The 21119-nt window shown below is 40.8% G+C and carries 20 protein-coding genes and 1 pseudogene; 12 read left to right on the top strand and 9 right to left on the bottom strand.

The genetic code is table 11. From position 1 onward, the window contains the following. Positions 1 to 184: 184 nt before the first annotated feature. Positions 185 to 1228, top strand: coding sequence for a LacI family DNA-binding transcriptional regulator (locus tag ACFX4L_RS04135; RefSeq protein ID WP_377383449.1), 1044 nt, complete (start codon positions 185 to 187; stop codon positions 1226 to 1228). 294 nt (positions 1229 to 1522) lie between these two features. Here the strand turns inward: ACFX4L_RS04135 and ACFX4L_RS04140 are convergent. The 5 genes and pseudogenes from ACFX4L_RS04140 to ACFX4L_RS04160 form a co-directional block, all read right to left on the bottom strand. Further along, positions 1523 to 2335, bottom strand: a pseudogene (locus ACFX4L_RS04140) (MBL fold metallo-hydrolase). 102 nt (positions 2336 to 2437) lie between these two features. Then, the gene (locus ACFX4L_RS04145) at positions 2438 to 3313 is read right to left on the bottom strand and encodes an SDR family oxidoreductase (protein ID WP_061462066.1); all 876 of its coding nucleotides are present in this window, start codon (positions 3311 to 3313) and stop codon (positions 2438 to 2440) included. A 241-nt stretch (positions 3314 to 3554) separates the two neighbouring features. Further along, on the bottom strand, positions 3555 to 4046 hold the full coding sequence (locus ACFX4L_RS04150) for a YajQ family cyclic di-GMP-binding protein (RefSeq protein ID WP_061462067.1): 492 nt from the start codon (positions 4044 to 4046) through the stop codon (positions 3555 to 3557). 124 nt (positions 4047 to 4170) lie between these two features. Continuing rightward, on the bottom strand, positions 4171 to 4302 hold the full coding sequence (locus tag ACFX4L_RS04155; RefSeq protein ID WP_089363655.1) for a DUF3941 domain-containing protein: 132 nt from the start codon (positions 4300 to 4302) through the stop codon (positions 4171 to 4173). A gap of 69 nt (positions 4303 to 4371) precedes the next feature. Further along, positions 4372 to 5238 carry a DegV family protein gene (locus tag ACFX4L_RS04160; RefSeq protein WP_377383452.1) on the bottom strand — a complete coding sequence of 289 codons (867 nt, stop codon included), beginning with the start codon at positions 5236 to 5238 and terminating at the stop codon, positions 4372 to 4374. A gap of 156 nt (positions 5239 to 5394) precedes the next feature. Here ACFX4L_RS04160 and ACFX4L_RS04165 point away from each other — a divergent pair, with 156 nt between their 5' ends. After that, the gene (locus ACFX4L_RS04165; protein WP_284471472.1) at positions 5395 to 6237 is read left to right on the top strand and encodes a YitT family protein; all 843 of its coding nucleotides are present in this window, start codon (positions 5395 to 5397) and stop codon (positions 6235 to 6237) included. A gap of 287 nt (positions 6238 to 6524) precedes the next feature. Here ACFX4L_RS04165 and ACFX4L_RS04170 read toward each other — a convergent pair whose 3' ends face one another. The 3 genes from ACFX4L_RS04170 to ACFX4L_RS04180 form a co-directional block, all read right to left on the bottom strand. After that, positions 6525 to 6716, bottom strand: coding sequence for a DUF3813 domain-containing protein (locus ACFX4L_RS04170; protein ID WP_061462070.1), 192 nt, complete (start codon positions 6714 to 6716; stop codon positions 6525 to 6527). Then, a complete protein-coding gene (locus tag ACFX4L_RS04175; protein WP_377383454.1) occupies positions 6716 to 6868 on the bottom strand; it encodes a hypothetical protein in 153 nt (50 codons plus the stop codon). The genes ACFX4L_RS04170 and ACFX4L_RS04175 overlap by 1 nt, the downstream gene beginning before the upstream one ends. Positions 6869 to 6972: 104 nt before the next feature. Continuing rightward, a complete protein-coding gene (locus ACFX4L_RS04180; protein WP_377383455.1) occupies positions 6973 to 7788 on the bottom strand; it encodes a Cof-type HAD-IIB family hydrolase in 816 nt (271 codons plus the stop codon). 241 nt (positions 7789 to 8029) lie between these two features. Here ACFX4L_RS04180 and ACFX4L_RS04185 point away from each other — a divergent pair, with 241 nt between their 5' ends. The 3 genes from ACFX4L_RS04185 (at position 8030) to moaA (ending at position 10359) form a co-directional block, all read left to right on the top strand. Beyond that, a complete protein-coding gene (locus tag ACFX4L_RS04185) occupies positions 8030 to 8818 on the top strand; it encodes a prolyl oligopeptidase family serine peptidase (RefSeq protein WP_377383457.1) in 789 nt (262 codons plus the stop codon). Positions 8819 to 8924: 106 nt separating this feature from the next. After that, positions 8925 to 9233, top strand: coding sequence for a metal-sulfur cluster assembly factor (locus ACFX4L_RS04190; protein ID WP_061462072.1), 309 nt, complete (start codon positions 8925 to 8927; stop codon positions 9231 to 9233). Positions 9234 to 9345: 112 nt separating this feature from the next. Then, entirely contained in the window at positions 9346 to 10359 is a 1014-nt protein-coding gene (gene moaA / locus ACFX4L_RS04195) for a GTP 3',8-cyclase MoaA (RefSeq protein ID WP_377383458.1), read from the top strand. A 292-nt stretch (positions 10360 to 10651) separates the two neighbouring features. Here moaA and ACFX4L_RS04200 read toward each other — a convergent pair whose 3' ends face one another. After that, on the bottom strand, positions 10652 to 11341 hold the full coding sequence (locus ACFX4L_RS04200; protein WP_284471468.1) for a Crp/Fnr family transcriptional regulator: 690 nt from the start codon (positions 11339 to 11341) through the stop codon (positions 10652 to 10654). A 225-nt stretch (positions 11342 to 11566) separates the two neighbouring features. Between ACFX4L_RS04200 and argC the strand changes: the two genes are divergently transcribed. From argC to argF, 7 genes are all read left to right on the top strand, one after another. Beyond that, a complete protein-coding gene (gene argC / locus ACFX4L_RS04205) occupies positions 11567 to 12604 on the top strand; it encodes an N-acetyl-gamma-glutamyl-phosphate reductase (RefSeq protein ID WP_284471467.1) in 1038 nt (345 codons plus the stop codon). Between the two features lie 16 nt (positions 12605 to 12620). After that, the gene (argJ, locus tag ACFX4L_RS04210) at positions 12621 to 13853 is read left to right on the top strand and encodes a bifunctional ornithine acetyltransferase/N-acetylglutamate synthase (RefSeq protein ID WP_284471466.1); all 1233 of its coding nucleotides are present in this window, start codon (positions 12621 to 12623) and stop codon (positions 13851 to 13853) included. A 12-nt stretch (positions 13854 to 13865) separates the two neighbouring features. Further along, on the top strand, positions 13866 to 14639 hold the full coding sequence (argB, locus tag ACFX4L_RS04215) for an acetylglutamate kinase (protein ID WP_377403988.1): 774 nt from the start codon (positions 13866 to 13868) through the stop codon (positions 14637 to 14639). After that, positions 14636 to 15787 (top strand): acetylornithine transaminase, encoded by a 1152-nt coding sequence (locus tag ACFX4L_RS04220; RefSeq protein ID WP_284471464.1) that lies wholly within the window; start codon positions 14636 to 14638, stop codon positions 15785 to 15787. Before argB ends, ACFX4L_RS04220 begins: the two co-directional genes overlap by 4 nt. A gap of 81 nt (positions 15788 to 15868) precedes the next feature. Then, a complete protein-coding gene (locus ACFX4L_RS04225; protein WP_377403991.1) occupies positions 15869 to 16951 on the top strand; it encodes a carbamoyl phosphate synthase small subunit in 1083 nt (360 codons plus the stop codon). After that, positions 16944 to 20063, top strand: coding sequence for a carbamoyl-phosphate synthase (glutamine-hydrolyzing) large subunit (locus ACFX4L_RS04230; RefSeq protein ID WP_377403994.1), 3120 nt, complete (start codon positions 16944 to 16946; stop codon positions 20061 to 20063). Before ACFX4L_RS04225 ends, ACFX4L_RS04230 begins: the two co-directional genes overlap by 8 nt. Then, positions 20060 to 21019, top strand: a complete 960-nt coding sequence (gene argF / locus ACFX4L_RS04235; protein ID WP_377383468.1) for an ornithine carbamoyltransferase — start codon at positions 20060 to 20062, stop codon at positions 21017 to 21019. Before ACFX4L_RS04230 ends, argF begins: the two co-directional genes overlap by 4 nt. The last annotated feature ends 100 nt before the right edge of the window (positions 21020 to 21119 follow it).

A 21119-nucleotide genomic window follows, 5' to 3' on the forward strand; every position in this document is an offset into this window, starting at 1 on the left:
AAAAGTCAGTATTTTCTGAATTATGGACGAGTGGAAAAAAAAAAGTATGGATATATCTGTTGGACTGAGTGTATTATGAATACATACAAGTGTATAATTATAAAATCTATTAGTGAAGTGTTTATTGGTATTCACCTTTTTTGGAATGAAGTCAATAAAGGCTAAGAGGGGAGAGGGGAAATGCATGGCCATCACAATAAAAGATGTGGCACAGCTGGCGAATGTTGCTCCTTCAACAGTTTCTCGGGTGATTGCAAATAATCCTCGAATAAGTGAAAAAACAAAGGTAAGGGTACGTAAGGCGATGAATAAATTAGGGTACCATCCAAATTTCATTGCACGTAGTCTTGCCAATCAATCAACCAGGATCATTGGCTTGGTCCTGCCAAGTTCGTCAAATGATTATTATCAAAATCCATTTTTTCCAACGATTCTCCAGGGTCTTAGTGAGGGAGCTCAGGAAAACCATTATTCCCTGTTGCTAGGCACGGGAAAAACCGAAGATGAAATCTACGAAGGAGTCGTAAACATGGTGCAGGGGGGGATGGTGGATGGAATAATCCTGATGTATTCCAGGATGAACGATCACATTCTGACCTATTTGAGGGCAAGGGATTTTCCTTTTGTCATCATTGGGAAACCCTATGATTTTCTCGAGGAGATAACATATGTTGATAACGATAATGTCTTGGCAGCCGAACAGGCAACAGATTATCTCATTCAGCTAGGACATGAAAGGATTGGATTCATCGGAGGCGATGTAACCCTTGTGATGACGCTCGATCGCTTATTAGGATATGAACGGGCTTTGAAGAGGGCCGGGATCGATCGAAGGAGGGAATATACCCTGCATGAAGACTTTTTGCATGAAGGTGGGCAAGCAGCTGCAAAACGATTGCTTGCCATCGATGAACCGCCAACTGCTTTGGTGGTCAGTGATGATCTTATGGCACTTGGCATCGTGCATTCACTTCGCGAGATGGGCGTTCGCACTCCAGAAGAAATGTCCATCGTCAGCTTCAATAACGTTATTTTCTCTGAACTATCATTGCCTGCCCTGACTTCTGTAGATATTAATATTTTCGATTTGGGATATCAGGCAGCTAAGGGTATCATTCAAATGCTGCAAAATGGAGATACTCCTGTTGGGTCCATCATTCCACATCATTTCGTGGAAAGGCATTCTTGCAGACCGATCAAGCAAGGTGCGATGGCCTTGACTTATTAAACGAAAGGGCATTACGTAAAAGTAATGCCCTTTCAGTCTGTAGACAAAACTCGAAGAAAATCGAGTTTGTCTACAGTTTTTTTATGGCTTGTCCAATTTGAACGTTGATTGGAACGTAGGGCACTTGCTTTCTGCGGGCGGTCCTCACTTTCGCTGCCATGAATGTAAAGAAGATGGCCAATTGGAGATGGCAAGGTCCAAAAATGGCTCGTAGAGACCCGATTCCTTAATATTGAGCAAAATTCAAAGGGAATTTCCAAAGGGGTTCGGAATGTTAATTCCGAACCCCTTTTGCTAGAATTGCACGCTGAAACTTTTGAATGTATGTACACCGGTTCCGTGTCTGACTAAGTTATTCTCTCTAAGATATTGAATGGCTTCGAGGACTTCCTCAAGAATCCTTGGTTCGAGGCCGAGCTGGTTGTGTCCGCCATAGATTTTGGAGACTTTCTGGAGCTTAGCGATTTTTTCTAACGAATTCACAAGGTCTTGAGGGCTTGTCTATGGGTAAAATGCATAAACTGGTGTATCTGAATAAAGCAGGTCACCAGTAAATAAATAACCTGTTTCATTATCCAAAATAGAAATGTGGCCAGGTGAATGCCCAGGCGTGTGATAAATGCCTAAACTGCGGTTCCCAAGATCAATGGTTTCCCCATCTGTTAAGAGCTTATCAGGGTACCCTTGGAATGGCTTGTATGTAATAGGGTCGAATGATTCCGGGACGGGTATGGTGATATCCCGAGCCATTTCTTTTCTTATTTGTTCCAAAGTCAAACCTTTAATGCCATTGATCAGCCAATCGGCATCATCACCATGAACATAAATTGTATCAAAATCCCCATGACCGCCAATATGATCCGAATGCACATGTGTGGTCAGGACGATAATAGGAAGATCGGTAAGCTGGTCCGTAATTCGCTTAATCGAATCGATGCCTAACCCTGTATCGATTAACGCAGCCCGGGTCTCCCCAAGTAGTAAAAAGGAGTGGACGTTCTCCCAATGACCATATTCACTAATTGCGAACGTTTCTGAGTCCAATTCCTGAACGGTGAACCATGGATCTACAAAATTTTTCAAATGACACAACTCCTTCTCATACATATATTTCCGTTTAAACTGGAAATATCCTGCTTGAAAAAAGGTAAAAGCAGTGGATTTCAATTTGCGAAGTCCACTGCTTTTGTCGTTAAGGCAGTTAAGGCCTTATCCATTTACAACGGTCCCGCCGTTTACATGGATGACTTGTCCGCTGACATAAGATGAATCATCACTTGCCAAATATACATAGGCTGGTGCTAATTCCTCAGGCTGCCCTGCGCGACCCATTGGAGTATCCTGACCGAATTTGGCAACATCCTCTTCACCGAATGAGGCAGGAATCAGTGGTGTCCAGATTGGGCCTGGCGCAACACCGTTCACTCTGATGCCATCTTTAGAAATGGAGTTCGAAAGGGCTCTTGTAAATGCTAGTATTGCACCTTTCGTTGAAGAATAATCGATTAGTTTTGGGTTTCCTTGATAAGCTGTGATAGAGGTTGTATTAATGATACTGCTTCCTTTATTAAGATGCTTTAATGCAGCTTTTGTTAAGTGGAACATCGAGAAAATGTTAGTGCGGAACGTTTTTTCCAATTGTTCAGCAGAAATGTCAAGGATACTTGTCTGTACATGCTGTTCTCCAGCGTTGTTCACTAGAATGTCCAAACCGCCGAATTCATCCACCGTTTTATTGACGACATCCTGGCAGAAGGCTTCATCACCGATATCCCCAGAAATGAGTAAACATTTCTGTCCTTCTTTTTCGATCAATTCTTTTGTCGTTTTAGCATCCTCGTGTTCATCCAAGTATGCAACTGTCACATTTGCTCCTTCTTTAGCGTAATAAATGGCAACAGATTTACCTATTCCGCTGTCTCCTCCTGTTATGATTGCGGTTTTCCCTTTTAATTTACCGCTTCCTTTGTAGGCAGATTTAACTGAATCAGGGTTCGGTTCCATTTTTGTTTCCACTCCAGGCTGATGCTGTTGATGTTGAGGTGGAAATCCTTGTTTGTTTTGATTTTGGTTTTGACTAGTCAAGATTAAAACGCCTCCTGTTTAATTATCTACACTATTTCTATTCCTTCTTTTTGGAAAAATAAAACATGTAAAAAATGGTTAAAATTGTCCTAAGGTAAATAGTTTTAACTGAGGGGAACATGACTAGTCTTTCCATGTTCTATGAAGGAGATTCATTTGAGGGGAAAGAGGGTATTAACAAACAATAGAGGCAGCTGCTACATATAAAAAAAGGCCTACCTGAGCAGGTGAGGCCTTATTACTACCGGTAATTTAAGAATTGTACATCAATGGACAGATCAGCGCCTCGTATCGCGGAAATGATTCCTTGCAGATCATCCCGGTTCTTGCCGGTAACCCGGATTTGATCATCCTGGATTTGGCTTTTCACTTTAAGACCGCTATTTTTAATGATGGTATTGATCTTTTTTGCTTGTTCCTTATCGATGCCTTGAATTAACTTGGCCCGTTGGCGGACGGTTCCACCAGAAGCACCTTCTAGCTTACCATAGTCCAGATTCTTGATCGGTACGTCACGTTTAATGAGTTTACCAATGAGGACATCCTTCAACTGGTCAAGCTTATATTCATCGTCTGACACTAAAACCAGGTCTTCTTTTTCAATGGTGATACTGCTTATGCTCCCTTTAAAATCATAGCGGGTCTTTATTTCCTTCATAGCCATGGTAACTGCATTCGTTACCTCTGAAAAGTCTACTTTCGAAACAATATCAAATGAATTTTCCTTTGCCATCACTTACCTCCAGCAGGGTTTATTTCCTTTATTATAGAGAAAGTGTGATGGGAAGACAACTATATAAATCATATGGTAAAGCGGTGACAGCCTATTAAAAAAGCAAGGGGACTAGCCCCGAGCTTCATTTATGGTCCGTTTTCTTCGAATAGGAATGCTTGCCTGCAGTGAGGTTTTCCTGAAATGCGCTATTTTTTTCAGCATTTATCGCTTGGTTATCTTTTGGCCTTTTATTGTTATCAGTTGTTTTTGACAAAGTGAAAACTCCCTTCCATTATCATGATCAATATATATTGTTCACAATAATGGAAGGGAGTATGTATGTTTATGATTTCTCAGGGGTATCGTTTAAGAAGAAGAGGGCAATTGTACCAGGACCGGCATGTGCACCGATGACGGAGCCAATTGTATGGATCATGAAATCGGTTGTCCCGAATTCATTTTGAATGGCTTCCTTCCATTCCAAGGCCGTTGCTTCATCATCACCATGACTGATGGCAATCGTTTGGGTTGTTAAATTTTTGCCTCTTTCATGCATTAATTCGATTACACGTTTAATCAATTTCTTTTTGCCGCGTAGCTTTTCAAGCGGAACAAGCTTCCCGTCTTCAACATGCAATAACGGTTTAATGTTCAATAAACCGCCTACAAAGGCAGAGGTCTTGGAGATGCGACCGCCACGCGCCAAATATTCAAGATTATCTACAGTGAATAGATGCTCCATATGTCTGGTGCGTAATTCGATGTCAGCTAGGATTTCTTCTTTAGAGGCACCGTTTGCTGCTAGGTCGGCTGCTTTCTTTACAATTAAACCGACTCCCATCGAAGCGCATTTGGTATTGACGATTTCTATGTCAAGGTCAGGGTATTCTTCCTTCACCTGATTAAGAATCATCACTGCCGTTTGATAAGTTCCTGATAACTCAGAGGAAAAGGCTATATATATTCCTTGTTTTTTCTCCTTAGCAAACTGTGTGAAAAGTTCTATAAAGTATTCTGGAGAAGCTTGCGATGTTTTCGGGGCTTTTCCCTCAATCATTGCCTGATAGACTTCGTGAGAATTAATAGTAAGTAAATCTTCATAATTTCTCCCATCAAGATGGACTTGTAAAGGGATTAATGTTACATTGTTTTCCTTATAGAAAGACAATGGCAAATCACATGCACTATCTGCAAGAATTGTGATAGCCATAATACACCTGCTTTCTTTTTACAATTTTTAGAAAATGAGTGACCACTCTACTTTTTAGTGTAGCACGTAACGGTAAAAATTCAATCTCTACGTAAATAGAATAAATAATTAAGGGTAAAAAGATAATAGGATAAGGGTGAAATGGAGGTTTTTAGGATGTACAGTGGTGAAATGAAGAAAATAATCATAGTTGTGGTCGGAGCATTACTGAATGCTATCGCGATGAACTTTTTTCTAATACCGGCAAACGTATATGCAAGCGGCTTTACAGGAGTGGCTCAGCTACTATCGAGGATGATAGGTTCTTTTGCACCTTTTGATGTATCGACAGGCATTCTATTGCTTTTATTGAACGTTCCAGTAACGATCATTGCTTGGCGAAAAGTTGGGAAGTCCTTTACCTTTTATAGTTTTCTCAGCGTTGTCTTGATGTCCTTTTTTATGGAAATCATTCCGATTACTCGCTGGTCACCTGACATATTATTGAATGCGGTGTTTGGCGGAGTCATAGCTGCAGTAGGTGTGGGAATCACCTTGAAGTACGGGGCATCGACTGGCGGAATGGACATTATCGCCATGCTTCTATCACGGAAGAAAGATAAACCTGTAGGTACTTATTTATTTCTGCTGAATGGTGTGATCATTGTTACGGCAGGCGCTGTTTATGGACCTGAAAAAGCTTTGTATACACTTGTTACCCTTTACACATCGACCCGTGTTGTGGACGCGATACATACTCGTCATGAAAAGCTTACAGCGATGATCATTACAAAGAAAAGCGAAGAACTTAAACAGGCAATCCACGCGCAGTTAGTCCGTGGAATTACAAGGATTCCGGCAAAAGGGGCGTTTACTAACGAAAATAAGGAAATGTTATTGATTGTCATTACAAGGTATGAACTTTATGAGCTTGAAAAGATCATCAAGGAAGTGGATCCACACGCTTTCACAAACATAATAGAAACTTCAGGCATCGTTGGTACCTTCCGCAGGGAATGAAATTAACAATTAAGGCCATTACACTACTTTTACAAAAGGAAAGTTTTCGGCGTTTTAAGTTTATTGCGTGTACAAATCGGCTAAATCTTATATTGAAGCGCCAAATTAAAACCTTATGAAGAAGTGACAAAAATGGCTGACGAAGAAAAAATGAGAGACAAGAAGCAGGACGTAAGGCACTATAAATCACGACAAGCCGGGAAATTGGACAAAAAGGCGGAAAGGAACAAAATAACAATTCAATTTTAACATAATGAAAGCCTCCAGGAATCCTGGAGGCTTTCACTTTATTTCGAGTGGTTTTCCAGGTCATCCTGGAGTTCTCGCAGTTGTTCTTTTTCGGCCTCGGTCGTATTGGCAAAGGCCGATGAAAGAGCGTTTTTAGCGACATCCTCAGTCTTATGCTGGTCACCGTCATGCTCAGAGTGGAGAGCTTCTTCAACAAATTCTCTAGCTTTCTGGAATAATTTGTTTCCCATTAGAAGCCACCATAGCTTTGTTCAGACATAATTCTCAACCTGTCTTTTTCAGCTTCTTCAAACGTAGTGTGATAAGGGATTCTTTCGGCATGCCTGGCAACACTTTCTTTGCCCTGCTGTACAAATCGTTTAGATTTACTGCTTTTACCCATACTTATCTCCTCCGATTCTGAGCGTTGTCGACAACAGAAGGAAGCTGCTGTCCATATTAGTTTGAACTTGTAAGAGAGATATTATGAAGGTAAAAAATGTCGTTTTACGTTTTTATATTGAATTTTTCTTCGAGGTAGACTGCTATGCCATCTTCTTCATTCGTCAATGTAGTTGTATTTGCTACCGTTTTTACTGGTGAGATTGCATTCCCCATAGCAACCCCGGTTCCCGCGTAATCGAGCATTTCCAAATCATTATCTTCATCACCGAAAGCGATTATCCTGTTTTGAGGAATTTCCAGATAGTTGGATACCCGTTTAAGACCCACGGCTTTACTTAAGCCGCTCTTAATGATTTCGATGATATGAAAAGGCTCTGCCCAGCGGCGATGATCGACCAATTCTGCATGGACATCGGATAAATGCTGGCGAATCTGGCCTACAAATTCACTATCTGTATGAATTAGCATCGAAGTTGGGGAATCCTGAAGGAAATTGCGCAAGTCACCCGTCTTCATGTTGGGTTTTCCTACATTGAACATGTCCATCAACTTTTCATCATGATAATGGACATAAACGTCATCACGTACTTCGGCGATGATGTTGTGATATTGAAAATGATCGCACGCTTCAACAATCTCTTTCGCAACACTTATATCCAATGGGGAGTGATACACCCCCCAGCTTGTCAGCAATGGGTGATGGACGAAAGCGCCATTGAAATTAACGATGGGTGTAGTCAATCCCAATTCCCGGTAATAAAGTTCACTTGAGCGAAAGGGACGACCGGTGGCGATCATAACTTCATGCCCATCTTTTTTGAGTTTCAGTAGTGTTTGTTTAGTCCTTGGAGAAATTGTTTTTTTATCTGTAAGTAAAGTACCATCAAGATCCAAGACGATTAAATGTTTCTCAGTCATGTAAACACCTTCTGTTCTTTTTATTTCATTATATGCGAATATTGTTAAGGCTATTTTAAAGTAAATGTAAATCTTTTTCATTCTTTATGCATTCCTGTATGATATTACTATATGCAGGATTATAATACTTAAAGCGAAGTATAGGTTTAAAGGAATGGAATGAAGAAACCTAAGCCTTTTTGAGAAGGTAGTGAAACTTCTTTTAGGTAAAGATCGGAACAAAGCATTCGGAGGGGTTAAATTGATAATAATTGAAAATGAACAAATTGGACATATTCCTGTATTACACTTAAGTGAGCAAACCACTTTCCATCAGGAATTGCCGCTTATTATTTTTATACATGGTTTTCAAAGTGCAAAGGAACACAATCTTCACTATGCTTATTTATTGGCTGAGAAGGGGTTTCGTGTTCTTCTTCCCGATGTAATTCATCATGGGAAAAGAGGAGCTGGTTTGAGTGATTCTCAAATGATGCCCCGGTTTTGGGAAATGGTTTTACAAACCATCCAGGATATATCTTTGATGAAGGATAATTTATTATCCAGAAAATTAATTGATCCTGCCAGAATTGGTGTAGCGGGTACCTCCATGGGGGGAATAGTTACGAACGGGGCTCTGGCTGCTTATGAATGGATATCCGCCGGAGTAAGTTTAATGGGGAACCCATCATATGTCGCGTATGCAGAGCTCCAAATGGAGGAGATTAAGAAAAGGAAAGTTAATTTCCCCGCTACTGATGAGGAAGTAGCCAAAGTGATTGAACAGCTCAAGCCATTTGATTTGAGTCTTAATCAAAATAAGCTTTCCAACCGCCCGCTTCTTTTTTGGCATGGAGCTAAGGATCCAGTTGTGCCTTATCAACATGCATATCACTTTTATGAAGGGGTCAAAGCAGGGTATAATGATGCAAATGAAAAAATAAATTTTATCCTCGACCCTAAGGCAGGACATAGGGTCAGTAGAGAAGGCGTGCTTATGACTGCAGACTGGTTCGCGAAATATTTACTGCCAACAGTGCAAAAAGCTTAAGTGCTCATTCAAAATCTGTTATGATTCTAATACGGGGATAGGTTAAAGTCCAAATGGACAACGACTATCTAAAACGGAAGAGATTTTCCATAAAGGAGTGATTGAAGTGGATCAAGATACAAAAGACATTATTTTTGGGGCTTTGGAGCAGGTCATTGACCCTGAGCTTGGTATAGATATCGTGAATTTAGGTTTGGTATATGATGTGGATATGGATGAGGAAGGTCTGACTACAGTATCGATGACATTGACTTCAATGGGCTGTCCGCTTGCTGGGACGATTGTCGATCAAGTGAAATTGGTTCTAGAAGATATTCCAGAGGTCAAGGAAACGGATGTGAAGATCGTCTGGAGTCCGCCATGGTCGAAAGACATGATGTCCAGGTATGCTAAAATTGCATTAGGAATCAAATAATGACCATGTTGTAATAGAAATATAAAGCCAGTCAAAAAACAGTGAATCCATTCAATGGAGCCACTTTTTATGGTCTGGTTTTTTTCTAATACTTATGGCTAGGAGTGGTTAATTGAACAGTCATATAAAAGATTCATTGGACAGGCCACTAAGGGATTTAAGAATTTCAGTCATAGATCGCTGTAACTTTCGCTGTCAGTATTGCATGCCAGCTGAAATTTTTCATGAGAATTTTCAGTTCCTGCCTAAAAGTGAGCTTTTATCTTATGAGGAAATTGTAAGGCTTTCAAAGATATTTGCAAGCTTAGGAGTGAAAAAACTAAGATTGACAGGCGGGGAACCATTACTCCGGAGAGATCTTGCCACACTGATTTCAGAGCTCATTAAAATTGAAGGTATTGAAGATATAGGATTGACCACGAATGGTGTGTTCCTGAAAAAACATGCCGCGAATTTAAAGGCAGCTGGTTTACAGAGGGTGAATATCAGTTTAGACAGCCTCGATGATGAACTTTTTAAGAAGATGAACGGCAGAGATATCGGGATAAAGCCGGTTATTGAAGGCATAGCTGCTGCCAAAGAAGCAGGTCTTGGCGTTAAAGTGAATATGGTAGTGAAAAAAGAAACCAATGAATCTCAAATCCTGCCGATGGCCCGTTTTTGTAAAGAAGAGGACGTTCAATTACGCTATATTGAATTCATGGATGTCGGACATACAAATGGCTGGCAGCTGAAGAATGTCATTACGAAAAAAGAACTGCTTGAGTTGCTCCAAACCGAATTCGAGCTTGAACCGGTTGAAGAAGATTATTTCGGAGAAGTGGCAAAACGCTTTCGTTATAAGGGCACTACTGCAGAAGTGGGCTTCATAACATCCGTATCTGAGTCTTTTTGTTCCAGTTGTACACGTGCACGCCTTTCAGCTAATGGAAGTTTATATACATGCCTGTTCAATGGAAAGGGGCAAGACTTGAAGTCATTAATCCGTTCCGACATGACAGATGAAGAATTGACTGGATACATCATATCGCTTTGGAACCATAGGGATGACCGCTATTCAGATGAGCGTGCCGCCGGGACATTGAAGAAACATGCAAAAATCGAAATGTCATTCATTGGAGGGTAACAAAACAATAAGGACTTTCGTCTGAATGAATGTAAAAAAATGAAGGGATGGCACTATGCCATCCCTTCATTTAATATGTATAGTCGATAAGAGCAACTGATGCTTGCCAAATTGCTTAAAAGGATTTTTATGCTTTTTTTATGCATTTTTAGATGACTGTGAAATTATTTTATTCAAATCCCATAATAATGAAAATAATTCAATGGTCCTAGGGATGAATGAGCCTGAAAATTAATCCGATCATTTTAAGATCGTAAGGCATTATGTATTTCGCTGCTTATTATGGGAGGATTTAATCGATGGTACAGATTTCTATTGGACAGTTTTCACAATCGATTTCCTGTTTCAAATAGTCTAAGTCAAGAATCGTAATGCGGCCCTTTTTAATAGAGATGACATTGTTTTTCCTTAATTGAGCGAGCATCCGATTGACTACCTCGCGGGATGTGCCGCAAAAATTGGCGAGTTCTTGATTTGTAAATGGAAGATTGATAACTTTACCGTCTTCAACTTCAGTTCCATGGCTATTTGATAAACGGATGAGGGTGGAGTATAATGCACCTTTCTTACCGTGCAGGAGCATATCGCGGAATTTAGCCTGGTTTTTACGGTTTTGGGCGGATAACCATGTCATCATTTCAACTGCAAGATGGCTATCGGAGGCGATTTTCCCTTCTAATGCCTCTTTGGAAATAACCGCAACAGTTCCATCTTCCAACATTTTTGCATTCACCATATATTTAGGATTTGGAGAAAAAAGGACTGTTTCCCCAACCAAATCATTCTCCGAACAAATCCGTATAGTTAATTCCCGGCCGTCGGGAACAACCTTACTCAATTCTACTTTGCCTTTCAAAATGTAATACAAATCACTTGCTGGGGTGCTTTCCTGAAAAAGGAAGCACCCTTTTTCCATATGTTTAATTTGCTGTTTATTATCTAAAATTGCATGCAGCCGATTAGATAACGAAAATCCATTCATGTGTATGACCACCTTTCAGATACCGTTATTACACTACCTTTGATTTAAACGGAAAAAACACTAGTAGTCAACAACTTTGGATAATTACGGAAGCTAAAATGGGTAATTTCCCATTTTAAAGTTAAGTTTAGAAATTTATAAAAATACATTTGATTTTATTTTTATTCAGTCATATAATAGTAGAATCAAAGAATGACAGGTACTTGAAATATAGGAGATGGTTTTATGAACGTATCAATAGTAGGTGCAACGGGTTATGGAGGAGTAGAACTAATAAGGTTTTTGAATAATCATCCGCAATTCAAAATAAAATCATTGCATACTTCATCCCAATTTGGTCGAAATTTATATGAAGAAAATGCACATTTAATGCATATGAAAGATAAATTAGAAGAAATTGATCCGGAAGCGATTGCAAAAAAATCCGATATTGTATTTCTTGCAACTCCTTCTGGTGTTTCCTCACAATTGATTTCGGAATTTTCGGACCTTGACATTAAAGTAATCGACCTATCAGGAGACCTGAGGCTTCAAACCCCAGGTGAATATGAACAATGGTATAAAAAAACAGCCGCGCCACAGCATATTATTGAAGAAGCCGTATACGGTTTGGCTGAATGGAATGCTGAAGCAATAAGGCAAGCGGCGATTGTGGCAAATCCAGGGTGCTACCCAACCGCATCACTTTTAGGCCTTGCCCCTCTATTCACAGAAGGATTGGCCGGAGCAGCTGCAGAAGTGATCATCGATGCAAAATCCGGGGTTTCAGGGGCGGGTAAATCACTTTCGGCTGTTACACATTATAGTGAAATGAATGAGAACTTTAAGATATATAAGGTAAATCAACATCAACATATACCGGAAATCGAACAACAGCTTGGACGATGGTCAGCTGATTTACAACCTATTACCTTTAATACCCATCTGGTTCCAATGACACGAGGTATTATGGCAACGATGTATATAAAGGTAAATCGGGAAACCTCAAATGTTGAATTAAAGGATTTATACGAAACAGTATACGAGAAACATCCTTTTGTCCGGGTACAGCCGCTCGATCGCTTCCCATCCACGAAACAGGTATATGGATCGAACTTTTGCGACATTGGTGTCGCATATGATGAAAGAACAGGTAGGGTAACGGTAGTTTCGGTTATTGATAATTTAGTGAAGGGTGCTGCAGGGCAGGCCATTCAAAATGCAAATATATTAATGGGACTAGAAGAAACGGCAGGACTATGGAACAGTCCGCTATATCCATAAACTTTGGAGGGAAATAATGAATACACTACAGCCAGTTGAAGAAATCAAACAAATTCAAGAAGGAAACATTTTAATGCCTCAAGGATTCAAAGCGTCAGGTGTCCATGCAGGATTGCGCTACTCCAAAAAGGATGTTGGCATCATTTTTACCGATGTTCCGGCGTCGGCCGCCGCGGTTTATACACAAAACGTTGTTCAAGCCGCTCCAATCAATGTAACGAAAGATAGCATTGCCGCTTCTGGAAAACTTCACGGCATTGTAGTGAATAGTGCTTGTGCGAATGCTTGTACAGGAGTACAGGGTCTAAAAGATGCATATGAAATGAGGAAGCTTGCGGCTCAAAAGTTCGGTATGGAGGATCATTCATTTGCAGTGGCTTCTACCGGAGTAATAGGGGAATTTATGAAAATGGAAAAAGTTAGAAAAGGGATAGAGTCATTGCAGCCAGAAAATTCACCTGAAGCTGCCGATGATTTTGGTAACGCCATTTTAACAACGGATATTGTAACGAAGAGCTGTGGTTATGTAACAATTATAGACGGTAAAACCGTGAAAATGGGCGGAGCAGCGAAGGGTTCGGGAATGATTCATCCAAACATGGCAACAATGCTCGGTTTCATTACAACGGATGCCGTCATCGAACCGAATGATTTACAGCAAGCACTATCTTCCATAACCAACGATACATTCAATCAAATTACGGTTGATGGTGACTGTTCAACGAACGACATGGTGTTAGTGCTTGCGAATGGAGAAGCGAAAAATGAACCTTTGACAGCTAACCATCCAGAATGGTCTGTCTTCTTGGAATTATTAAAACAAACATCCGAGAATTTGGCAAAACAAATTGCGAAAGACGGAGAAGGTGCCACAAAACTGATAGAAGTGAATGTTCATGGCATGCCTACGAAGCAAGATTCACAGATGATGGCGAAGACGATCGTTGGATCAAATCTAGTGAAAACGGCAGCTTTTGGCGCGGATGCAAACTGGGGACGAATCATTGCGGCGATGGGAAGAAGCGGAGTGGGATTCAATCCGGATCAAACGACGATTGTTTTTGGTGATATTGTCGTACTTAAAGATGGTGAGCCAGTACTGTTTTCTGAGGAAGAAGCCAAAGCATATTTGGAAAATGAAAGTATCATCATTCATGTTTATTTGAAAGATGGCAATGAATCCGGAACGGCATGGGGCTGCGATTTAACCTATGATTATGTAAAAATAAACGGAAGCTATCGTTCGTAAGGGGGGAAAATAATGAACATATTAGTCATAAAGTGCGGCGGCAGTATCATCAATGAGTTATCGGAGTCGTTTTTCAATAGTGTTATAGAGTTACAAAACCGCGGCTACCAAATTGTCTTTGTTCATGGAGGCGGCCCTGATATAAATTCGATGCTTGAAAAATATGAAATTGAACCAGTCTTTGAAAATGGTTTAAGAAAAACGACCTCTGAAGTGATGGGAATTGTGGAACTTATGCTGGCAGGCAAATCTAACCGCAGTCTCGTTCATAAATTGGAAGCACACGGAATTAAGGCTGTCGGTTTAAATGGTTCTGACGGCGGGATTCTCACAGGTGAGTATATCGATGAACAGAAACTTGGAGCTGTAGGCGAGATACAAAAAGTCAATACTGAATTACTTGGGATATTATTCGAAAATGGTTATTGTCCCGTATTGACGCCAATTTCAACTACCGAAGAAGGTACTAAATTAAATGTGAATGCTGATATGGCCGCTGGGTCTGTAGCGAAAGCGCTATCTGCAGACATGTGTTTATTTGTGACCGATGTTAAAGGGGTCTTAAAGAATGAACAGATCATTGAGGAATTGACTGAAACGGAAACGAAGCATTTGATAAAGGATGGAAGTATCCATGGAGGAATGATTCCGAAAGTCAATACTGCGTTGTCGGTGCTGAATAAAGGGGTTGAAGAAGTGATGATCGTTAGTGGAAAAGATCACTTTTATGAAGGCGGACAATTCATCGGTACGAAATTTCTTCAGGAAGAAGGGGTATTACAATGAGTTCTTTATTTCCAACATATGCAAGGTGGAACATTGAGCCTAGAAAAGCGTCAGGAATGAAGATTACGAGTACAACAGGTAAAGAGTATCTGGATTTCACATCCGGAATCGGGGTTTTGAATCTTGGTCATTGTCATGAGTTGGTAAAAATGGCAGTCACCAAACAGCTTAATAAATATTGGCACGTATCGAACATGTTTCAAAGTTCCATACAGGAACGGACAGCACAAATGCTGGCAGATGCCTCCGGTTTAAGCCAGGTATTTTTTGCTAACAGTGGAGCCGAAGCGAATGAGGCAGCTATCAAACTAGCGCGTAAAGCTACTGGGAAAAGCAAAATCGTCACATGTCTGCAGTCTTTCCACGGCCGTACGTTTGCAACGATGGCAGCAACGGGACAGGAAAAAATAAAGACTGGTTTCGGACCGATGCTAGCTTCATTCGAGTATGTTCCATTTAATGATAATGATGCCATGATAGCAGCCATAGATGAAAATACGGCGGCTGTAATGATTGAAATAGTTCAAGGTGAGGGCGGCATCCATGTTGTACAGCAATCCTATCTGGATGCGATTCAAACTCAATGCCAAGAACACGGAGCTCTTCTTATCATTGATGAAATTCAGACTGGGATAGGACGTACAGGGAAACCATTTGCATTCCAGCATTTTAATATCCAACCCGACATCATCACTTCAGCAAAGGGGCTGGGAAATGGCCTGCCAATCGGCGCGATGATTGGAAAGGAAAGGCTGTCGGATTTCTTTAACCCTGGAAGTCATGGATCCACATTTGGAGGTAATCCCGTTAGTGTTGCAGCAGCAGAATCCGTTTTAAAGGAAATTTTCCAATCAGGTTTTTTAAAAGAGACCGTGAAAAAGGCTGAATACCTTGAGAGTGAATTGGCAAAAGCGTTAAAGGAATCGGAAGAAGTTAAAGAGATTCGCGGACTGGGGTTGATGGTCGGGATTGAATGCAAACAGGATGTTCAGGGGTTTTTAATGGAACTTCAAGAAGAGGGCTTACTTGTGTTGAGTGCAGGTCCTAAAGTGCTTCGTTTACTCCCATCTCTGACAGTTACTGAATCGGAAATCGATATGGCGATAAGTAAAATTGAAAAAATATTGGCAATAAAACAAACTATTTAAATTTAATGAATTTTTATAGAACAAAATGAATAATTATGCTATTCTATATATAAATATACAGCATCTAAAGAGGTGAAGATCATGAAAAACTTTCTATATTTAGAGAATGGTTCCGTCTTTGAAGGGGAACTGCTGACTAAATCGACTGAAAAAGCAATCAATGGAGAGATTGTCTTTTTTACAGGGATGACCGGATATCAAGAAGTATTGACAGATCCTTCATATAAGGACCAAATTGTCGTTTTCACATATCCTCTAATCGGAAATTATGGAATCAATGAAAATGATTTTGAGAGTAAGAAGCCACATGTTGCCGGTGTTATTGTATATGAAGGGAATATGAGCCATTCCCATTATCAAGCTAAATATTCACTTGGTGAATATTTAGACAAGTGGAACATTCCGCTTTTAAGCCATGTTGACACAAGAGCGGTCGTTAAAAATATAAGACAGGAAGGTTCCATGCAGGCTGCCATCACAGCCGAAGAAAAATTTTCTATCAAACCTGGCCAGGTTTGTTTATCAGCCCATGTATCTGAGGTATCCACAAAGGTGGTCGAGAGCTTTGGAGAAGGCGACAAGCATGTGGTGATGATTGATTTCGGTTATAAAAAATCCATATTGGATTCTTTGATTGAACAAGGCTGCCGAGTTTCAGTCGTTCCATTCGATACTGAGTTCGAACAAATCAAGTACTTGAAGCCGGATGGTATTTTGCTTTCAAATGGGCCTGGGGATCCAAAACAGCTTGAATACCTTTTAGGAAACATAAAGAAGGTCATTACGAATTTCCCAACGATGGGCATATGTCTCGGTCATCAATTAACGGCCCTAGCCTTTGGGGGAAATACAAAAAAAATGCTGTTTGGACATCGGGGTGCGAATCAGCCCGTGGTCGATTTGAAAACGAAACAGGTGTATATGAGTTCTCAAAATCATAGTTATGAGGTTGATGAACCGAGCTTAGAAGGAACATCTCTTCAAGTGAGATTCAGGAATGTGAATGATAGCACAGTTGAGGGGCTTATGCATGAAGACCTGCCAATATTCACTACCCAGTACCATCCTGAGGCTAATCCAGGACCCATCGAGAGTTCACTTCTCTTCAACGACTTTTTACAAATGATAAATGATTATAGCGGGAGAGAAAAAGCCTATGCCTAAGGACAACACGATACAGACCATTTTAGTGATTGGTTCGGGGCCAATTGTCATCGGGCAGGCCGCCGAATTTGATTATGCAGGTACACAGGCCTGCCTCGCTTTAAAAGAAGAAGGATATAAAGTCATACTGGTCAACAACAATCCGGCAACAATCATGACTGATGATATGAATGCGGATGCTGTCTATTTCGAACCTTTAACAGTTGATGTACTGGAAAAGATCATTTCCAAAGAAAAGCCGGATGGCCTGCTGGCTACATTAGGCGGTCAAACAGGATTGAATCTTGCTTATCAATTGGATGATGCTGGAGTACTTGAAAAATATAAAGTCAAATTATTGGGAACTCCGATCGACTCCATCAAAAAAGGGGAGGATCGTGAACTGTTCCGTGAGCTGATGTTTGAAATAGGTGAACCCGTTCCCGACAGTACAATTGTCCATACTCTTGAAGAAGCGATAGCTTTTGCCGAAAAAATCGGTTTCCCGATCATCGTTCGTCCCGCATATACACTCGGCGGCACTGGCGGTGGGATTGCTGATTCATTGGATACCTTTAAGGAGCTTGTCCGGGGCGGACTCCAAGAAAGCCCGATTACACAATGCTTGATTGAAAGAAGCATAGCTGGATTTAAAGAAGTCGAATATGAAGTAATGCGAGATGGCATCAATACGTGCATCACTATCTGTAATATGGAAAATATTGATCCTGTAGGGATCCATACTGGTGATTCCATCGTTGTGGCACCATCACAGACCTTATCGGACGATGAGTTTCAGATGCTTCGTTCCGCTTCAATTAAAATCATCTCTGCTCTAGGTATCATAGGCGGCTGTAATATTCAATTCGCACTTGATCCGAAAAGCAAACAATATTATCTAATTGAAGTAAACCCACGCGTCAGCCGTTCATCGGCATTAGCTTCCAAAGCAACAGGCTATCCCATAGCACGCATAGCTGCAAAGCTTGCTGTCGGCTACCATTTATCGGAAATCGTCAATCCTGTAACGAAAAGCACATATTCAAGCTTTGAACCTGCTCTTGACTATGTAGCGGTGAAGTTCCCGAGATGGCCATTCGATAAATTCAAGACCGCCAACCGCAAATTGGGAACACAAATGAAGGCGACAGGTGAAGTGATGGCTTTACACCGCAGTTTTGAGGGGGGAGTCCAAAAGGCCGTCGATTCTTTGGAATTAAAAACGAATGGACTGCAGCTATCATCGCTGAAAAATAAAACCGTTCCTGAGCTTTGGGTGAAGCTTGCCGAAAAATCTGATGAGCGAATATTTGTCATTTTTGAAATGCTTAGAAAAGGCGTGACGATTGAAGAAATCCATGAAGCCACAACCATAGATTATTTCTTCCTTAAATCCTTTGATTCATTGATCCAAAACGAAATGAAGATTGAAGCTAGGAGAATCGATCAGGTAACAAAGGAAGAACTGCAGTCATATAAGGAAAAGGGCTTTTCAGACCGCTATCTTGCTTCCGTATGGAATGTTAGCGAGCTGGAAGTGAGAGCACACCGGAAGTCACTTGGTCTTACGGCTGTCTACAAAACGGTTGATACATGTGCAGCCGAGTTCGAATCACATACTAACTATCACTATTCAACATATTTCGGTGAGAACGAACAGAAAAAAACGGATAAAAAGAAAGTCTTGATGATTGGCAGCGGCCCTATCCGGATTGGACAGGGAATAGAATTTGATTACTGTTCCGTTCACGGGGTTTATGCACTCCAGGATGAAAATGTTGAAACGATCATGATTAATAATAACCCGGAAACGGTAAGTACGGATTTTGCCACGGCAGACCGCCTTTATTTCGAGCCGTTAACTCTGGAATACGTTCTTAATGTAATAGAAGCTGAAGGTATTGAAGATGTTATCGTCCAATTTGGTGGGCAGACTGCGATAAACCTGGCAAAAGGCCTGGAAGATTACGGTGTCAATTTGTTGGGGACTTCCTTCGATACACTCGATCAATTAGAAGACCGTGATCGTTTTTATCAGCTTCTTCAAAAACTGGATATTCCTCATGTACCGGGTTCGATGGCTAATGGTGAAGAACAATTAATTGACCGTGCAGAGGCTATCGGTTTTCCAGTACTCTTACGCCCATCATATGTAATTGGCGGCCAAGGAATGGAAATCATCCGCTCCAAGGAAAGCTTATTGAATAGAATGGAAAATGGGACTGCACTTGCATACCCCGTATTGATCGATTCTTATATTCCAGGGAAAGAAGCCGAAATCGATTTGATTGCTGATGGAAATGATGTATATATTCCAATCATTGCGGAACATGTAGAAAAAGCAGGCGTCCATTCAGGGGATAGCATGGCATTACTGCCAGCCCAATCATTAACCAATGAAATCAAAGATAAAATGACCCAATATGCGAAAAAACTAGTAATCGAGCTTGGTTATAAAGGACTTATGAACATTCAATTCGTGATTAAAGGAAATAGTGTATATGTATTGGAAGTAAACCCTCGCGCCAGTCGGACAATTCCAATCATCAGTAAAGTCACCGATGTACCCTTGGTGCAAATAGCGACAAAAATATTGCTTGGGAAATATTCATTGTCGAATGTGTTCGAAAAAACGGGCTTAATGGAAGAAATTCCATATGCAGTCGTCAAATATCCAGTATTCTCTACATTTGCACTAAGCGGCCTTGATTCGAAGGTAGGTCCGGAAATGAAATCAACTGGTGAAGGAATCGCCATCGGAGTAACGGTAAAAGAAGCATTGACAAAAGTATTCCATGCTCAAAATGCTAATCATAATTCAGGTGTTTATCAATCCAAATCAGTCAAATTAGGCGAAGATTTGCTAGTGCAAATCAGTGAAGCAGGTTTGACACTGGGGGATTCAAATTTTGATAAATGGTTAAATGAAGGGAATGCATCGGTCGTTTTGGCATATGGAACAACAGAAGAAGATAAGAAGCTAAGGTTAATGGCAGCAAAATATCGCCTTCTGGCATTTACGGAAGAAGAGACTTTCAAAGCCTATCTACAATCGTTAGAAAATGCTGATCCAGGGGTTATCTCGCTTCAGGAATGGCTTGTATCATATTCGGAAGGAGTGTCACAAGTATGAGTTCAATGACGGCACCGACACAAGCGAAGATTTTAAATGGAAAAGACTTTTTGACCATGAAGGAGTCAACACCCACTGCGATAGCGGATTTGTTAAAGCTGGCACAGACCATTAAAGGCAAATTGCAAGCTGGCGAGGAATATACACCTTTAAAAGGGAAAACGCTGGGGATGATCTTTGAAAAATCGTCTACCCGTACCCGTGTTTCTTTTGAAGTTGGGATGATGCAGCTTGGCGGACACGCTTTGTTCTTAAGTGGTAATGACTTGCAAATTGGACGCGGGGAAACTATTTCCGATACTGCAAAAGTCCTTTCCGAATATATTGATGGGATCATGATTCGTACCTTCGAGCATGAAAAAATCCTAGAGTTGTCGGAAAATGCTTCTATCCCAGTCATCAATGGTTTAACAGACCTTGCACATCCTTGTCAGGTACTTGCTGACTTCTTGACGATCATCGAGATAAAAGGGCAACTAAAAGGCCTGAAGATGAGTTATATCGGAGATGGCAATAATGTTGCCAATTCATTGATGGTCGGCTGCGCAAAAATGGGAATGGATTTTTCCATTGGATGCCCTGAGGCCTACAAACCTGATGAAAAGGTCGTTGCCTATGCTCAAAAAGTGGCAGAAGAGACTGGCAGTGAAATTGTGGTGACAACCTCAGCTTCAGAAGCTATAAAAGATGCGGATATCGTCTATTCCGATGTTTGGACCTCCATGGGGCAGGAAATCGAGAATAGTATTCGCTTAGAAGCCTTTAAAGATTATCAAATCAATAGTGAACTTGTGAAACATGCCAAAGAAGATTATTTATTCATGCACTGCCTCCCTGCTCACAGGGAAGAAGAAGTAACAGCTGAAGTCATCGATGGACCGAATTCCGTCGTTTTCCACCAAGCAGGAAATCGTCTTCATGCCCAAAAGGCGGTTCTAGTGGATTTAATGTCTTAACCAAAAAAGTGTCTGCTCAGAGAGCAATCGCTCAGTTTGTAGAAAAAAAGGTTTCGGAATGGTCCCATTCCGAAACCTTTTTGATTTTATTTGTAGCAGT

It is taken from the genome of Peribacillus sp. YIM B13482, assembly GCF_042787975.1.
Lineage (GTDB): Bacteria > Bacillota > Bacilli > Bacillales > DSM-1321 > Peribacillus > Peribacillus simplex_A.